Raw genomic sequence first — 14889 nt, 5'->3', positions numbered from 1 at the left:
CGCCGGGTGACGAGCGGTGACCGAAACCGGGACGGCGCGCACCGGGAACCCGGAGCGCGACACCCTCGACAAGGCCGGGGCCGAGAACTTTCCCGTCGCCCCGTTCTTCCTGCCCCGGGCCTGGCGCGACGACCTCATGGCCGTCTACGGCTTCGCCCGCCTCGTCGACGACATCGGCGACGGCGATCTCGCCCCCGGCGGCGCCGACGCCCGCCTCCTCGGCCTCGCCCCGCAGGACGCCGAGGACCGACTGCTCCTCCTGGACGCCTTCGAGGCCGACCTCGGCAAGGTCTTCGACGGCACCCCGAACCACCCCCTGCTGCGCGGGCTGCGGCACACCGTCCGCCGCCACCGCCTCACCCCCGAGCCGTTCCTCGCGCTGATCGCCGCCAACCGCCAGGACCAGCTGGTCAAGCGGTACGAGACCTACGACGACCTGCTCGCCTACTGCGCCCTGTCCGCCAACCCCGTCGGCCACCTGGTCCTCGCCGTCACCGGCGCGACCACCCCCGAGCGGGTCCGGCACTCGGACGCGATCTGCACCGCGCTGCAGATCGTCGAACACCTCCAGGACGTCGCCGAGGACCTGGGCCGTGACCGGATCTATCTGCCCGCCGCGGACATGAAGCGCTTCCACGTCCAGGAGAAGGACCTCGCCGCGCCCACCGCGGGCGCGTCGGTGCGCGCCCTGATCGCGTACGAGGCGGAACGCGCCCGCCTTCTCCTCGACGAGGGCGCCCCTCTCGTGGGCAGCGTCCACGGCAGGCTGAGGCTGCTCCTCGCGGGGTTCGTGGCGGGAGGAAGGGCGGCGGTCCACGCCATCGCCGCCGCCGCATTCGACGTACTTCCCGGCCCGCCCAAGCCCGGCAAGCTCCGGCTGCTGCGCGAGGTGGGCGCGACCCTGCGAGGAGAGGGGTGATCCGGACCGTGGAGTCGGAACCACACGTGTCCGCGCCGGTACTCGCCGCCTACAGCTACTGCGAGGCCGTCACCGGACAGCAGGCCCGCAACTTCGCCTACGGCATCAGGCTGCTGCCGACGCCCAAGCGCCGCGCGATGTCCGCGCTGTACGCCTTCTCCCGGCGCGTCGACGACATCGGTGACGGTGCCCTCGCGATCGAGGTCAAGGCGGGCAGGCTGGAGGAGACCAGGGTGCTGCTGACCCGGGTCAGGAGCGGCTCCGTCGACGAGGACGACACGGACCCCGTCGCGGTCGCCCTCGCCCACGCGGCGGCCGCCTTCCCGATCCCTCTCGACGCCCTCGACGAACTCATCGACGGCGTCCTCATGGACGTGCACGGGGAGCACTACGAGACCTGGGAAGACCTCAAGGTCTACTGCCGCTGCGTCGCGGGGGCCATCGGCAGGCTCTCGCTCGGCGTCTTCGGCACCGAACCCGGGGCGCGCGGCGCGGAACGCGCGCCGGAGTACGCCGACACCCTCGGCCTCGCCCTCCAACTGACCAACATCCTCAGGGACGTTCGGGAGGACGCGCAGGGCGGGCGAACCTATCTGCCCTCCGACGACCTCGCGAAGTTCGGCTGCTCGGCCGGGTTCGCCGGGCCCCTGCCACCCGCGGACTCCGACTTCGCGGGCCTGGTGCACTTCGAGGTGCGCCGGGCCCGCGCCCTGTTCGCCGAGGGGTACCGGCTGCTGCCGATGCTCGACCGCCGCAGCGGCGCCTGTGTCGCCGCCATGGCCGGCATCTACCGCCGGCTGCTCGACCGCATCGAGCGCGAGCCGGAGGCGGTGCTGCGCGGGCGCGTCTCGCTGCCCGGCCGGGAGAAGGCGTACGTCGCCGTACGCGGCCTGTCGGGTCTGGACGCCCGCCATGTGTCACGCCGTACCGTCAGGAGGCGCGTCTGATGGACAATCCGGTCCAAGGAGAACCCATCGGCGAAAAGTGGTACGCAACCCTCCGCACCGGCGGGGCGTCCCAGACTGCGACGGTCCGCCGCGAACCGCTCCGGCACCCCGGCGGACCGGCAGGGGAGGGTGCATGATGACCGATGGCACGCAGTCCCGGCAACCGAGGGGAACGGACCGTGAGGACCGGCCCCGCAGCACGGCCGTGGTGATCGGCGGAGGGCTCGCGGGCATCACCGCCGCGCTCTCGCTCGCCGACGCCGGCGCGCGGGTCACCCTTCTGGAAGGACGGCCCCGCCTCGGCGGACTAGCCTTCTCCTTCCAGCGCGGCGACCTGACCGTCGACAACGGACAGCACGTGTACCTGCGGTGTTGCACCGCCTACCGCTGGTTCCTCGACCGCGTCGACGCCGCCGCGCTCGCGCCCGTGCAGGATCGTCTCGACGTGCCCGTTCTCGACGCCGAGGGACGGCCGGGCAGGCGGCTCGGCAGACTGCGCCGCGACGCGCTGCCCGTACCGCTGCACCTGGGGCGCAGCCTCGCCACGTACACCCATCTCTCGCTCACCGAGCGCGCCGGAGTGGGGCGGGCCGCGCTGGCGCTGAAGGCGCTCGACCTCGCCGATCCGGCCCTGGACGCACAGGACTTCGGCGGCTGGCTCGCCGCGCACGGGCAGTCGGCGCGGGCCGTCGAGGCGCTGTGGGACCTCGTGGGGGTCGCCACACTCAACGCGGTGGCCGGTGACGCCTCCCTCGCGCTCGCCGCGATGGTGTTCAAGACGGGCCTGCTGTCCGAGCCGGGCGCCGCCGACATCGGCTGGGCCCGGGTGCCGCTCGGTGAGCTGCACGACCGGAAGGCCCGCAAGGCGCTGGACTCGGCGGGCGTGCGCACCGTGCTGCGCGCCCGCGCCACCTCCGTCTCCCGTACGGAGAACGGGAACTGGCGGGTCGAGGTGCCCGGCGAGACCCTCGACGCGGACGCCGTCGTGCTCGCCGTGCCCCAGTGCGAGACGTACGACCTGCTGCCCGAGGGAGCCCTCGACGAGCCCGGGCGGCTGCTGGAGATCGGCACCGCCCCGATCCTCAACGTCCATGTGGTCTACGACCGTAAGGTGCTCGGCCGGCCGTTCTTCGCGGCGCTCGGCTCACCCGTCCAGTGGGTCTTCGACCGGACCGAGGCCTCGGGCCTGCGAGAGGGCCAGTACCTGGCGCTGTCGCAGTCGGCCGCGCGGAACGAGATCGACGCACCGGTCTCCGTCCTGCGCGAGCGGTATCTGCCCGAGCTGGAACGGCTGCTGCCCGGCACGCGAGGCGCCGCTGTGAAGGACTTCTTCGTGACCCGGGAGCGCACCGCGACCTTCGCTCCCACCCCCGGCGTCGGACGGCTCAGGCCCGGCGCCCGCACCAAGGCACCCGGCCTGTACCTGGCCGGAGCGTGGACCGCCACCGGGTGGCCCGCGACCATGGAGAGTGCGGTTCGCAGCGGCATCGCGGCGGCGGAGGCCGCCCTCGCCGCTCCGGGCCGGCCCCGGAACCGCCTCCTCGACCACGAGGAGGCGGCATGACGCTCGAAGCACACCGGACCGGCGACCGCACTCTCGGTACCGCGAACACATCGACCTCTGGAGAGACTGTGCCCACTGTGCCCCCGGCCGTGACGGCCGCCGCGAGGACCGCGGTGGACGTGACCGCGCTCCTGGAGCGCGGGCGGACCCTGGCCACCCCCGTGCTGCGGGCGGCCGTCGACCGGCTGGCGCCCCCCATGGACACCGTCGCCGCCTACCACTTCGGCTGGATCGACGCCCACGGCAACCCGGCGGACGGCGACGGCGGCAAGGCCGTACGCCCCGCGCTCGCCGTCATGTCCGCCGAGGTCACCGGCGCCGCGCCCGAGGTCGGCATCCCCGGCGCGGTGGCCGTGGAGCTGGTGCACAACTTCTCGCTGCTGCACGACGACCTGATGGACGGCGACGAGCAGCGCCGCCACCGCGACACCGTGTGGAAGGTGCACGGCCCCGCGCAGGCCATCCTCGTCGGCGACGCGCTGATGGTCCTGGCCAACGAGATCCTCCTCGAACTGGGCACCGCCGAGGCGGCCCGCGCCACCCGCCGCGTCACCACGGCGACCCGCGCGCTCATCGACGGACAGGCCCAGGACATCTCCTACGAGCACCGCGAGCGGGTCACCGTCGAGGAGTGCCTGGAGATGGAGGGCAACAAGACCGGCGCCCTGCTCGCCTGCGCCTGCTCCATCGGCGCGGTCCTCGGAGGTGCGGACGACCACACCGCCGACACGCTGGAGAGGTACGGCTACCACCTCGGCCTCGCCTTCCAGGCCGTGGACGATCTGCTGGGCATCTGGGGCGACCCGGTGTCCACGGGCAAGCAGACCTGGAGCGATCTGCGCCAGCGCAAGAAGTCCCTGCCCGTCGTGGCCGCGCTCGCGGCCGGCGGCCCGGCCTCCGAGCAGCTGGGCGAACTCCTCGCCGCCGACGCCAAGGCCAGCGACTTCGAGAACTTCTCCGAGGCGGAGTTCGCCGCGCGCGCCGCCCTCATCGAGGAGGCGGGCGGCCGCGAGTGGGCCGTCGAGGAGGCACGCCGCCAGCACCGGATCGCCGTCGATGCGCTGGACTCGATCCGGATGCCCGAGCGGGTCCGGGAGGAGTTCGCGGCCCTCGCGGACTTCGTCGTCGTACGGAAGAGATGATTGCCATCCCCCAGGAGCCGACCGTCATCGGTCGAATAGCCCTCGCGTAGTCGCCGGCCGGTGCCCCGTCACCGGACACGCACCGGCCGACGGCTGACCCACCGCAGAGAGATCCGTCCACTGCACGAAGGGGAAGCCATGACAGCGACGACCGACGGAAGCACCGGGGCACTGCCGCCCCGAGCCCCCTCGGCCAGCGACACCGACCAGGACACCCCGCCGGCGGCAGGGGGCCAGGACGCCGCCGCGCTCGCCGTACGACGCGCCACCGACTTCCTCCTCGCCCGGCAGGACGCCCAGGGCTGGTGGAAGGGCGACCTGGAGACCAACGTCACCATGGACGCCGAGGACCTGCTGCTCCGTCAGTTCCTCGGCATCCGCGACGAGAAGACCACCCATGCGGCCGCCCTGTTCATCAGAGGCGAGCAGCGCCCGGACGGAACCTGGGCCACCTTCCACGGCGGCCCGCCCGACCTCTCCGCCACCGTCGAGGCGTACGTCGCGCTGCGGCTGGCCGGGGACGACCCCGGCGCGCCGCACATGGCGCGGGCCTCCGCGTGGATCCGCGAGCGGGGCGGGATCGCCGCAGCCCGGGTCTTCACCCGTATCTGGCTGGCGCTGTTCGGCTGGTGGAAGTGGGACGACCTGCCAGAGATGCCGCCGGAGATCATCTGGTTCCCGAAGTGGATGCCGCTGAACATCTACGACTTCGGCTGCTGGGCGAGGCAGACGATCGTCCCGCTGACGGTGGTCTCGGCGAAGCGTCCCGTGCGGCCCGCGCCGTTCCCGCTGGACGAGCTGCACACCGACCCCGGGCGCCCGAACCCGCCCAAGCCCCTTGATCCATTGGGTAGTTGGGAGGGTGCCTTCCAGAGGATCGACCGGCTCCTGCACGGCTACCACAAGGTGGCGCTGAAGCGGCTGCGCAAGGCCGCGATGAACAGCGCGGCCCGCTGGATCGTCGAACGGCAGGAGAACGACGGCTGCTGGGGCGGCATCCAGCCCCCGGCCGTGTACTCGCTGATCGCGCTGCACCTGCTCGGCTACGACCTCCACCACCCCGTGATGCGCGCCGGGCTGGAGTCGCTCGACCGGTTCGCCGTGTGGCGCGAGGACGGGGCCCGGATGATCGAGGCCTGCCAGTCGCCGGTCTGGGACACCTGCCTCGCCACCATCGCGCTCGCCGACGCGGGCCTGCCCGCCGACCACCCCCAACTCGTCAGAGCCGCCGACTGGATGCTCGGGGAGGAGATCGTCCGCCCCGGCGACTGGGCGGTGAAGCGTCCCCAACTCCCGCCGGGTGGCTGGGCCTTCGAGTTCCACAACGACAACTACCCCGACATCGACGACACCGCCGAGGTCGTCCTCGCGCTGCGCCGGGTGGCCCACCCCGACCCGGAGCGCGTGGCGAAGGCCGTCCGGCGGGGGGTGCGCTGGACCGTCGGCATGCAGTCGCGCAACGGGGCCTGGGGCGCCTTCGACGTCGACAACACCAGCCCGTTCCCCAACCGGCTGCCGTTCTGCGACTTCGGCGAGGTCATCGACCCGCCCTCCGCCGACGTCACGGCGCACGTGGTGGAGATGCTCGCGGTCGAGGGCCTGTCCCACGACCCGCGCACCCGGCGCGCCATCGAGTGGCTGCTCGCCGAACAGGAGCTGAACGGCGCGTGGTTCGGGCGCTGGGGCGTCAACTACGTGTACGGCACCGGCTCGGTGGTCCCCGCGCTGGTGACCGCCGGGCTGCCCGCCGCGCACCCCGCGATCCGCCGGGCCGTGGCCTGGCTGGAGACCGTGCAGAACGACGACGGCGGCTGGGGCGAGGACCTGCGGTCCTACCCCGACCCCGCCGAGTGGGGCGGCAAGGGCGCCTCCACCGCCTCCCAGACCGCGTGGGCGCTGCTCGCGCTGCTGGCGGCGGGGGAGCGGGACGCCAAGTCCACCGAACGCGGCGTCGAGTGGCTGGCCCAGACCCAGCGGGAGGACGGCTCCTGGGACGAGCCGTACTTCACCGGCACCGGCTTCCCCTGGGACTTCTCGATCAATTACCACCTCTACCGGCAGGTCTTCCCGCTCACGGCGCTCGGCCGGTACGTCCACGGCGAACCGGCGGTCCTCACAGCCCAGGGCCGCTGATGGACACGCCCGCCGCCCCGGTCCCGCTGCTGATCGCCTGCGCGCTCGGCATCGAGCACCTCGCCCTGCGCAGCGGCGACCGGGGCGGCGCCGGGGGCCCGGTCACCGTCCTGCGCACCGGCATGGGGCCCCGGGCCGCCGAGCGGTCCGTCGCCCGGCTGCTCGCCGGCCCCGAGATGCGCGACGCGGCGGTCCTGGCCACCGGGTTCTGCGCCGGACTCGCCCCGGGCATGCACCCCGGCGACCTGGTCGTCGCCGAGGAGGCCCGGGGACCCGACGGCGCCGTCACGCCCTGCGTGGGTACCGAACTGCTGGTCAAGGAGCTGGCGAAGGCCGTACCGGGGCGCACGATCCACACCGGCCCGCTCACCGGATCGGACCATGTCGTACGGGGGCAGGAACGGTCGGACCTGTTCGCGACCGGCGCGATCGCGGTCGACATGGAATCCGCCGTCACGCTCCACCGCGCCGTGAGATCGGGCGCACGCCCGGTTGCGGCCGTCCGGGTGGTCGTGGACGCTCCAGAACATGAACTGGTCCGGATCGGCACGGTACGCGGTGGAATATCAGCCTTCCGCGTCCTTCGTGCTGTCCTCCCCGCTTACTACGAATGGCACCGTTCCTTGCTGCTCCCCAGGAGGTGAGCCAGATGGCCATGCCGCTCCGCCAGTCCATCAAGGTGGCGACGTATCTCGCCGAACAGAAGCTCCGCAAGCGGGACAAGTTCCCGCTGATCGTCGAGCTGGAACCGCTCTACGCCTGCAATCTGAAGTGCGAGGGCTGCGGCAAGATCCAGCACCCGGCGGGTGTGCTGAAGCAGCGCATGCCGGTGGCGCAGGCCGTGGGCGCCGTTCTGGAGTCCGGCGCGCCGATGGTGTCGATCGCCGGCGGCGAGCCCCTGATGCACCCGAAGATCGACGAGATCGTGCGGCAGTTGGTGGCGAGGCGGAAGTACGTCTTCCTGTGCACCAACGCCCTGCTCATGCGCAAGAAGATGGACAAGTTCAAGCCCTCGCCGTACTTCGCGTTCGCGGTGCACATCGACGGGCTGCGGGAGCGGCACGACGAGTCCGTGGCGAAGGAGGGGGTGTTCGACGAGGCCGTGGCCGCCATCAAGGAGGCGAAGCGGCGCGGCTTCCGGGTGACCACCAACTCCACCTTCTTCAACACCGACACCCCGCAGACCGTCATCGAGGTTCTGAACTTCCTCAACGACGACCTCAAGGTCGACGAGATGATGATCTCGCCCGCCTACGCCTACGAGAAGGCCCCCGACCAGGAGCACTTCCTCGGCGTCGAGCAGACCCGCGAACTGTTCAAGAAGGCCTTCTCCGGCGGCAACCGGCGGCGCTGGCGGCTCAACCACTCACCCCTGTTCCTCGACTTCCTGGAGGGCAGGGTCGACTTCCCGTGCACGGCGTGGGCCATCCCCAACTACTCGCTCTTCGGCTGGCAGCGGCCCTGCTACCTGATGAGCGACGGGTACGTCACGACGTACCGGGAACTGATCGAGGACACCGACTGGGACGCGTACGGCCGGGGCAAGGACCCGCGCTGCGCCAACTGCATGGCGCACTGCGGCTACGAACCGACCGCCGTCCTCGCCACCATGGGATCGCTGAAGGAATCCCTGCGCGCCCTGCGCGAGACCGTCTCCTCGAACCACGGGAACCAGGGGTGATGTGATGACCGCCGTGTCGCTGGGCGTCCCCGAGCTGCCCGTCCGGCCGATCGCGCAGCGCCGCACCTCGCGGCGCATCCAGGTCGGCCCGGTGGCCGTGGGGGGCGGGGCCCCGGTGTCGGTGCAGTCGATGACGACGACCCGTACGTCGGACGTCGGCGCCACCCTGCAGCAGATCGCCGAACTCACCGCGTCCGGCTGCCAGATCGTCCGGGTCGCCTGCCCCACGCAGGACGACGCGGACGCCCTCGCCACCATCGCCCGCAAGTCGCAGATCCCCGTGATCGCGGACATCCACTTCCAGCCGAAGTACGTCTTCGCGGCGATCGAGGCCGGCTGCGCGGCGGTACGGGTGAACCCCGGCAACATCAAGCAGTTCGACGACAAGGTCAAGGAGATCGCGCGGGCGGCGAAGGACCACGACACCCCGATCCGGATCGGGGTCAACGCCGGCTCGCTCGACCGGCGGCTGCTTCAGAAGTACGGCAGGGCCACGCCCGAGGCGCTGGTGGAGTCCGCGCTGTGGGAGGCGTCGCTGTTCGAGGAGCACGACTTCCGGGACATCAAGATCTCGGTCAAGCACAACGACCCCGTCGTGATGATCGAGGCGTACCGGCAGCTTGCCGCCCGGTGCGACTACCCGTTGCATCTGGGCGTGACGGAGGCCGGTCCGGCCTTCCAGGGCACGATCAAGTCCGCCGTCGCCTTCGGGGCGTTGCTCAGCGAGGGGATCGGCGACACGATCCGGGTCTCGCTGAGCGCCCCGCCGGTCGAGGAGATCAAGGTCGGCATCCAGATCCTGGAAGCGCTGAACCTGCGGCAGCGGCGGCTGGAGATCGTCTCGTGCCCCTCGTGCGGGCGGGCGCAGGTCGATGTGTACCGGCTGGCGGACGAGGTGACCGCCGGTCTGGAAGGCATGGAGGTCCCGTTGCGGGTCGCGGTCATGGGCTGCGTCGTCAACGGCCCCGGGGAGGCGCGGGAGGCGGACCTGGGGGTCGCCTCCGGCAACGGCAAGGGGCAGATCTTCGTCAAGGGCGAGGTCATCAGGACCGTGCCCGAGTCGAAGATCGTGGAGACCCTCATCGACGAGGCGATGAAGATCGCCGAGCAGATGGAGAAGGACGGCGTCGCGTCGGGGGAACCGGCGGTCACCGTGAGTTGACGACACGGGCTGAAGAGCACGGACCGAGAGGGGGCCCGACGTGACGATTCTGGAGAGCATCCGGCAACCGCGCGACCTGAAGGCGCTGACCGAGGCGGAACTCGGGGAACTGGCCGATGAGATCCGGGAGTTCCTGGTGCACGCGGTCGCCAGGACCGGGGGTCACCTGGGGCCCAACCTGGGGGTGGTGGAACTGTCGGTCGCGCTCCACCGGGTCTTCGAATCACCAGTGGACCGGATCGTCTGGGACACCGGTCACCAGAGCTATGTGCACAAACTTCTGACGGGCCGTCAGGACTTTTCGAAGCTGCGCGGCAAGGGCGGCCTGTCCGGCTACCCCTCGCGTGAGGAGTCCGAGCACGACATCGTCGAGAACAGCCACGCCTCCACCGCCCTCGGCTGGGCGGACGGCCTCGCCAAGGCCCGCCAGGTGCGGGGGGAGGAGGGCCATGTCGTCGCGGTCATCGGCGACGGCGCCCTGACCGGCGGTATGGCCTGGGAGGCCCTCAACAACATCGCCGCCGCCAAGGACCGGCCGCTCATCATCGTCGTCAACGACAACGAACGCTCCTACTCGCCCACCATCGGCGGCCTGGCCAACCACCTCGCGACCCTGCGCACCACCGACGGCTACGAGCAGTTCCTCGCCTGGGGCAAGGACGTCCTGCTGCGCACCCCGATCGTCGGCAGGGAGGTCTACGAGGCGCTGCACGGGGCGAAGAAGGGCTTCAAGGACGCTTTCGCGCCGCAGGGCATGTTCGAGGACCTGGGCCTGAAGTACGTCGGACCGATCGACGGACACGACACCAGGGCGGTCGAGTCCGCGCTGCGCCGCGCCAAACGCTTCCACGGGCCCGTCCTGGTGCACTGCCTGACGCAGAAGGGCCGCGGCTACGAGCCCGCCCTCGCGAACGAGGAGGACCACTTCCACACCGTCGGCGTGATGGACCCGCTGACCTGCGAACCGCTCACGCCCGCCGGGGGACCGTCCTGGACGTCGGTCTTCGGCGACGAGATCGTGCGGATCGGGGACGAGCGCGAGGACGTCGTGGCGATCACGGCCGCCATGCTGCACCCGGTGGGCCTCGGCAGGTTCGCGGAGAAGTTCCCCGATCGGGTCTGGGACGTCGGGATCGCCGAGCAGCACGCCGCGGTCTCGGCCGCAGGGCTGGCGACGGGCGGGCTGCATCCGGTCGTGGCCGTCTACGCGACCTTCCTCAACCGGGCCTTCGACCAACTGCTGATGGACGTGGCCCTGCACCGGTGCGGAGTCACCTTCGTCCTGGACCGCGCCGGGGTGACCGGTGTCGATGGTGCGTCGCACAACGGCATGTGGGACATGTCCGTCCTCCAGGTCGTCCCGGGGCTGCGGATCGCCGCCCCCCGCGACGCCGAGCAACTGCGCGCACAGCTGCGCGAAGCGGTGGCCGTGGACGACGCCCCCACCCTGATCCGGTTCCCCAAGGAGTCGGTCGGGCCGGAGATCCCGTCCCTGGAGCGGGTGGGCGGCATGGACGTGCTGTACCGCTCCCCGTCCGGGAGGACCCGTTCGCCGTCCGGGGGGACCCTCTCCCCGTCCGAGGGGACCGCCGAGTCCTCGGAGCGCCCGCAGGTGCTGCTCGTCGCCGTCGGTGTGATGGCGTCGGTGTGTCTCCAGACCGCCGAACTGCTCCGGACACGGGGCATCGGCTGCACCGTCGTCGACCCGCGCTGGGTCAAGCCGGTCGATCCGGCGCTGCCGTGGCTCGCCGACGAACACCGGCTGGTGGCCGTCGTGGAGGACAACAGCCGTGCCGCCGGCGTCGGTTCGGCCGTCGCCCTCGCCCTGGGGGACGCCGAGGTCGACGTACCCGTACGGCGGTTCGGCATCCCGGAGCAGTTCCTCGCGCACGCCAAACGCGCGGAGGTGCTGGCGGACATAGGGCTGACGCCGGTCGAGATCGCCGGACGGATCAGCGCGTCGCTGGCCGCCCGGGACGACTTCGCCGAGCACCCCCCGTCGAAGCCCGAACCCGCCGAGGAGAAACCGGAATGACCACCCTCGAACCAGCGCCGGACACCGAGCAGTTCGACCTCGGCGCACTCCTCGCCGAGCGTGGAGCCGAACGCTACGAACTCCACGCCCGGTACCTCAACCACCAACTCCCGCGCATGCTGCACACCATCGGCTTCGACAAGGTCTACGAGCGGGCCGAGGGCGCGTACTTCTGGGACACGGACGGGGCCGACCACCTCGACATGCTCGCCGGGTTCGGGGTGATGGGGCTCGGCCGCCACCACCCCGTGGTCCGCAAGGCCCTGCACGACGTGCTCGACGCGGGGCTCGCCGACCTGACGCGCTTCGACTGCCAGCCGCTGCCCGGACTGCTCGCTGAGAGACTGCTCACCCACAGCCCGCACCTGGACCGGGTGTTCTTCGGCAACAGCGGCACGGAGGCCGTCGAGACCGCGCTGAAGTTCGCCCGGTACGCCACCGGCAGACCCCGCGTCCTCTACTGCGAGCACGCCTTCCACGGACTCACCACCGGCTCGCTCTCCGTCAACGGCGAGGACGGCTTCCGGGACGGCTTCGCACCGCTGCTCCCCGACACGGCCGTACCGCTCGGTGATCTCGACGCGCTGGAGAGGGAGGCGCGCAAGGGCGATGTCGCCGCCCTCGTCGTCGAGCCCATCCAGGGCAAGGGCGTGCACGAGGCGCCGCCCGGCTATCTGCGCGCCGCCCAGGAACTGCTGCACCGGCACAAGGCCCTGCTGATCGTCGACGAGGTGCAGACCGGGCTCGGCCGCACCGGGGACTTCTACGCCTACCAGCACGAGGACGGCGTCGAACCGGACCTGGTCTGTGTGGCCAAGGCGCTCTCCGGCGGCTATGTCCCCGTCGGCGCGACCCTCGGCAAGGACTGGATCTTCAAGAAGGTCTACTCGTCGATGGACCGGGTCCTCGTCCACTCCGCGAGCTTCGGCTCCAACGCCCAGGCCATGGCCGCCGGGCTCGCCGTCCTCTCGGTCATGGAGAACGAGCGGATCGTGGCGCACGCCCGAACCACCGGGGAACTGCTGAAGAGCAGGCTCACGGCCCTGGTCGACAAGTACGAGCTGCTCAGCGACGTACGCGGTCGTGGTCTGATGATCGGCATCGAGTTCGGCAGGCCCAGCTCGCTCAAGCTGCGCGGCCGCTGGACCATGCTCCAGGCGGCCCGCAAGGGACTCTTCGCCCAGATGGTCGTCGTACCGCTGCTGCGACGGCACCGCATCCTCACCCAGGTCTCGGGCGACCACCTGGAGGTGATCAAGCTGATCCCACCGCTGATCATCGGGGAACGGGAGGTGGACCGGTTCGTCGCGGCCTTCACGGAGGTGATGGACGACGCGCACAACGGGGGCGGACTGATGTGGGACTTCGGCAGGACACTGGTGAAGCAGGCGGTCGCCAACCGCTGAACCGCGGGGGCGGTCGGGGGTGCGGTCCCGCCGGGGTTTGCCTCTGAGGCAAGAAATTTGCCGCTGAGGCAAAGGTGCGGCTGAATGGAGGGCATGAGCCCCTCCGAGGGTACGCACCCTCCCGAGCCCCCGGTCGACACGGAACTGCCCGCCGTCGCCCCGCAGCTGCGGGGCCTGCGCCGCCGGGCCGCCCTCACCCTGGAGGCCGCCGCCCGCGCCGCCGGGCTGTCACCCGCCCACCTCTCCCGGCTGGAGACCGGACAGCGCCAGCCCTCGCTGCCGATGCTGCTCGCGCTGGCCCGCGTCTACGGTACGACCGTCTCCGAACTGCTCGGCGAGACCGTCGCCGAACGGGACGCCGTGGTACGGGCGTCCGACATGGAGCCCACCCGGGCCGGCGGCTGGACGTACTGGCAGGCGGGCGCGTCCGGGCGCGGGATGCAGGCGCTGCGCGTCCATGTGCCGCACGGCTCGCAGGGCGACATCGTGCGGGTGCATCCCGGCGAGGAGTGGCTGTACGTCCTCAAGGGGCGGCTGCGGCTGCGCCTCGGGGACACCGCGCAACTGCTGGAGCCGGGGGACAGCGCGCACTTCGACTCGCTGACCCCGCACCGCATCGCCGCCGCCGACCACGACGGCGCCGACCTCCTGTTCGTCCACACCCTGCTGCAGAGCCCGAACGCCGCGTTGTGCCTCGGGCCGACCATCTCCGGAGAGACGCCATGAGCGACCTGGAAGAGAAGTTCCCCCGCGCCCTGTGGGTGCGGCTCATCATCTACATCGCGGTCGGCCATGTCTTCGCGGCCTTCATCTATCTGCTGTTCGAGGTGGGCGCCAACCAGTAACGGCTCATCAGAAGGGCCTAGTCGAGCAGGCGCTCGCGCAGCCGCTCCCGGGTCTCCGGGGTGACTCTCAGGCCCTGCTCCAGATACGTGTCCACGTCCCCCCAGGTCTCCTCGACGGTGTCGAAGGCCGTCTGGAGGTACTCGGCGCGGGCGTCGAAGAGCGGGCTCAGCAGCTCCATGACCTCCGGGGAGTAGGCGCTGGCCGCGGTGCTGCTGCGGTGCACCTTGTAGCGGCGGTGCTTGGCGTTCGACTCCAGGTAGTCGGCGACGATGGCCTCGCGTTCCACACCGAGGGCGAGCAGTGTGATGGCGACGGAGAGGCCCGCGCGGTCCTTGCCCGCCGCGCAGTGCATCAGCGCGGGCACGCTGTCCTCGGCCAGTGCGTGCAGCACTCGGGAGTGCTCGGCCGTGCGGTCCTTGATGATCCGCCGGTAGGAGGCGATCATCCGGCCGGCCGCCCTGCCGTCGTCCAACAGGTCCCGCAGCTGGTCCAAGTCGCCGTCGCGGACCATCTTCCAGAACTCGGCGCCGTCCGCCGGGTCGCTCAGCGGCAGGTTCACATTGAGGACGCCGGGCAGCTCGACATCCGGGCCCTCCAGCTTCTGATCGGCCGCGTTACGGAAGTCGAAGACGGTGTGCAGGCCCAGGGAGGCCAGGAACGCGGCGTCCTCGTCGGTGGCGTGCGCCAGGTGGCCGCTGCGGAACAGCACCCCGTGACGCACCCGACGGCCGTCCACGGTCGGCAGGCCGCCCACATCGCGGAAATTGCGCACTCCGGTCAGCTCGGGCTCGGTCGACGGGATCTGCTGCGTCACTGGGGCTCCCTCCCATCCGGCCGTCCGCGCGGGCCGCCGACGGCCGCGCACTCGGCATCGAGGCGCGCACTCGACGATACGACATGGGTGCGTACACCAATGAGTTGTCCACAGCCGGGCGCCCGAGCCCCGAGCAGTTGTCCACAGGCCGCTGTGCCGGCGTCTCGGCGGTTGTCCACAGGCGCCGTCGAGCGCCCGCGGCGACCTGCGATGATGTCGGAACCCGATCGCACCTGTTCG

The 14889-nt window shown here is 71.4% G+C and carries 14 protein-coding genes; 13 read left to right on the top strand and 1 reads right to left on the bottom strand.

Features of this window, described 5'->3' with window-relative positions:
- Nucleotides 1-16: 16 nt before the first annotated feature.
- The 13 genes from hpnC to P8T65_RS06515 all read left to right on the top strand — a co-directional run bounded on the left by hpnC (nt 17) and on the right by P8T65_RS06515 (nt 13834).
- Complete coding sequence (gene hpnC / locus P8T65_RS06570; protein WP_316724424.1) at nt 17-919, top strand: squalene synthase HpnC; 903 nt, start codon at nt 17-19, stop codon at nt 917-919.
- Nucleotides 916-1866: a presqualene diphosphate synthase HpnD gene (gene hpnD, locus P8T65_RS06565; RefSeq protein ID WP_316724423.1), complete on the top strand. Its 951-nt coding sequence runs from the start codon at nt 916-918 to the stop codon at nt 1864-1866. Before hpnC ends, hpnD begins: the two co-directional genes overlap by 4 nt.
- On the top strand, nt 1866-2003 hold the full coding sequence (locus P8T65_RS47205) for a DUF6380 family protein (protein ID WP_399098453.1): 138 nt from the start codon (nt 1866-1868) through the stop codon (nt 2001-2003). The genes hpnD and P8T65_RS47205 overlap by 1 nt, the downstream gene beginning before the upstream one ends.
- The gene (gene hpnE / locus P8T65_RS06560; RefSeq protein WP_316731503.1) at nt 2003-3430 is read left to right on the top strand and encodes a hydroxysqualene dehydroxylase HpnE; all 1428 of its coding nucleotides are present in this window, start codon (nt 2003-2005) and stop codon (nt 3428-3430) included. The genes P8T65_RS47205 and hpnE overlap by 1 nt, the downstream gene beginning before the upstream one ends.
- Nucleotides 3427-4572, top strand: a complete 1146-nt coding sequence (locus tag P8T65_RS06555; RefSeq protein ID WP_316724422.1) for a polyprenyl synthetase family protein — start codon at nt 3427-3429, stop codon at nt 4570-4572. The genes hpnE and P8T65_RS06555 overlap by 4 nt, the downstream gene beginning before the upstream one ends.
- Before the next feature lie 138 nt (nt 4573-4710).
- The gene (shc, locus tag P8T65_RS06550; RefSeq protein ID WP_316724421.1) at nt 4711-6705 is read left to right on the top strand and encodes a squalene--hopene cyclase; all 1995 of its coding nucleotides are present in this window, start codon (nt 4711-4713) and stop codon (nt 6703-6705) included.
- Nucleotides 6705-7349 carry a 1-hydroxy-2-methyl-2-butenyl 4-diphosphate reductase gene (locus tag P8T65_RS06545; protein WP_316724420.1) on the top strand — a complete coding sequence of 215 codons (645 nt, stop codon included), beginning with the start codon at nt 6705-6707 and terminating at the stop codon, nt 7347-7349. The genes shc and P8T65_RS06545 overlap by 1 nt, the downstream gene beginning before the upstream one ends.
- 5 nt (nt 7350-7354) lie before the next feature.
- Nucleotides 7355-8386, top strand: coding sequence for an adenosyl-hopene transferase HpnH (hpnH, locus tag P8T65_RS06540; RefSeq protein ID WP_184902021.1), 1032 nt, complete (start codon nt 7355-7357; stop codon nt 8384-8386).
- A 4-nt stretch (nt 8387-8390) separates the two neighbouring features.
- Nucleotides 8391-9548, top strand: coding sequence for a flavodoxin-dependent (E)-4-hydroxy-3-methylbut-2-enyl-diphosphate synthase (ispG, locus tag P8T65_RS06535; protein ID WP_316724419.1), 1158 nt, complete (start codon nt 8391-8393; stop codon nt 9546-9548).
- A 40-nt stretch (nt 9549-9588) separates the two neighbouring features.
- On the top strand, nt 9589-11583 hold the full coding sequence (gene dxs, locus P8T65_RS06530) for a 1-deoxy-D-xylulose-5-phosphate synthase (protein WP_316724418.1): 1995 nt from the start codon (nt 9589-9591) through the stop codon (nt 11581-11583).
- Complete coding sequence (locus P8T65_RS06525; RefSeq protein WP_316724417.1) at nt 11580-12989, top strand: aspartate aminotransferase family protein; 1410 nt, start codon at nt 11580-11582, stop codon at nt 12987-12989. Before dxs ends, P8T65_RS06525 begins: the two co-directional genes overlap by 4 nt.
- 93 nt (nt 12990-13082) lie before the next feature.
- Nucleotides 13083-13715, top strand: coding sequence for an XRE family transcriptional regulator (locus P8T65_RS06520; protein ID WP_316724416.1), 633 nt, complete (start codon nt 13083-13085; stop codon nt 13713-13715).
- Nucleotides 13712-13834, top strand: a complete 123-nt coding sequence (locus tag P8T65_RS06515) for a DUF6126 family protein (RefSeq protein WP_184902031.1) — start codon at nt 13712-13714, stop codon at nt 13832-13834. The genes P8T65_RS06520 and P8T65_RS06515 overlap by 4 nt, the downstream gene beginning before the upstream one ends.
- Nucleotides 13835-13851: 17 nt before the next feature.
- On the opposite strand, the gene P8T65_RS06510 is transcribed toward P8T65_RS06515, so the two are convergent.
- Nucleotides 13852-14649: a tyrosine-protein phosphatase gene (locus P8T65_RS06510; RefSeq protein ID WP_316724415.1), complete on the bottom strand. Its 798-nt coding sequence runs from the start codon at nt 14647-14649 to the stop codon at nt 13852-13854.
- Nucleotides 14650-14889 lie beyond the last annotated feature (240 nt).

The organism is Streptomyces sp. 11x1 (assembly GCF_032598905.1).
Classification (GTDB): Bacteria; Actinomycetota; Actinomycetes; order Streptomycetales; family Streptomycetaceae; genus Streptomyces.
Note: the sequence above shows the minus strand (reverse complement) of the source record. Positions and strands in the feature narration are given on the sequence as shown.

Coding starts and splice junctions, on each gene's coding strand:
- P8T65_RS47205 (WP_399098453.1), top strand. CDS start 1,866: ATGGACAATCCGGTCCAAGGAGAACCCATCGGCGAAAAGTGGTACGCA.
- hpnE (WP_316731503.1), top strand. CDS start 2,003: ATGACCGATGGCACGCAGTCCCGGCAACCGAGGGGAACGGACCGTGAG.
- P8T65_RS06555 (WP_316724422.1), top strand. CDS start 3,427: ATGACGCTCGAAGCACACCGGACCGGCGACCGCACTCTCGGTACCGCG.
- shc (WP_316724421.1), top strand. CDS start 4,711: ATGACAGCGACGACCGACGGAAGCACCGGGGCACTGCCGCCCCGAGCC.
- P8T65_RS06545 (WP_316724420.1), top strand. CDS start 6,705: ATGGACACGCCCGCCGCCCCGGTCCCGCTGCTGATCGCCTGCGCGCTC.
- hpnH (WP_184902021.1), top strand. CDS start 7,355: ATGGCCATGCCGCTCCGCCAGTCCATCAAGGTGGCGACGTATCTCGCC.
- ispG (WP_316724419.1), top strand. CDS start 8,391: ATGACCGCCGTGTCGCTGGGCGTCCCCGAGCTGCCCGTCCGGCCGATC.
- P8T65_RS06525 (WP_316724417.1), top strand. CDS start 11,580: ATGACCACCCTCGAACCAGCGCCGGACACCGAGCAGTTCGACCTCGGC.
- P8T65_RS06520 (WP_316724416.1), top strand. CDS start 13,083: ATGAGCCCCTCCGAGGGTACGCACCCTCCCGAGCCCCCGGTCGACACG.
- P8T65_RS06515 (WP_184902031.1), top strand. CDS start 13,712: ATGAGCGACCTGGAAGAGAAGTTCCCCCGCGCCCTGTGGGTGCGGCTC.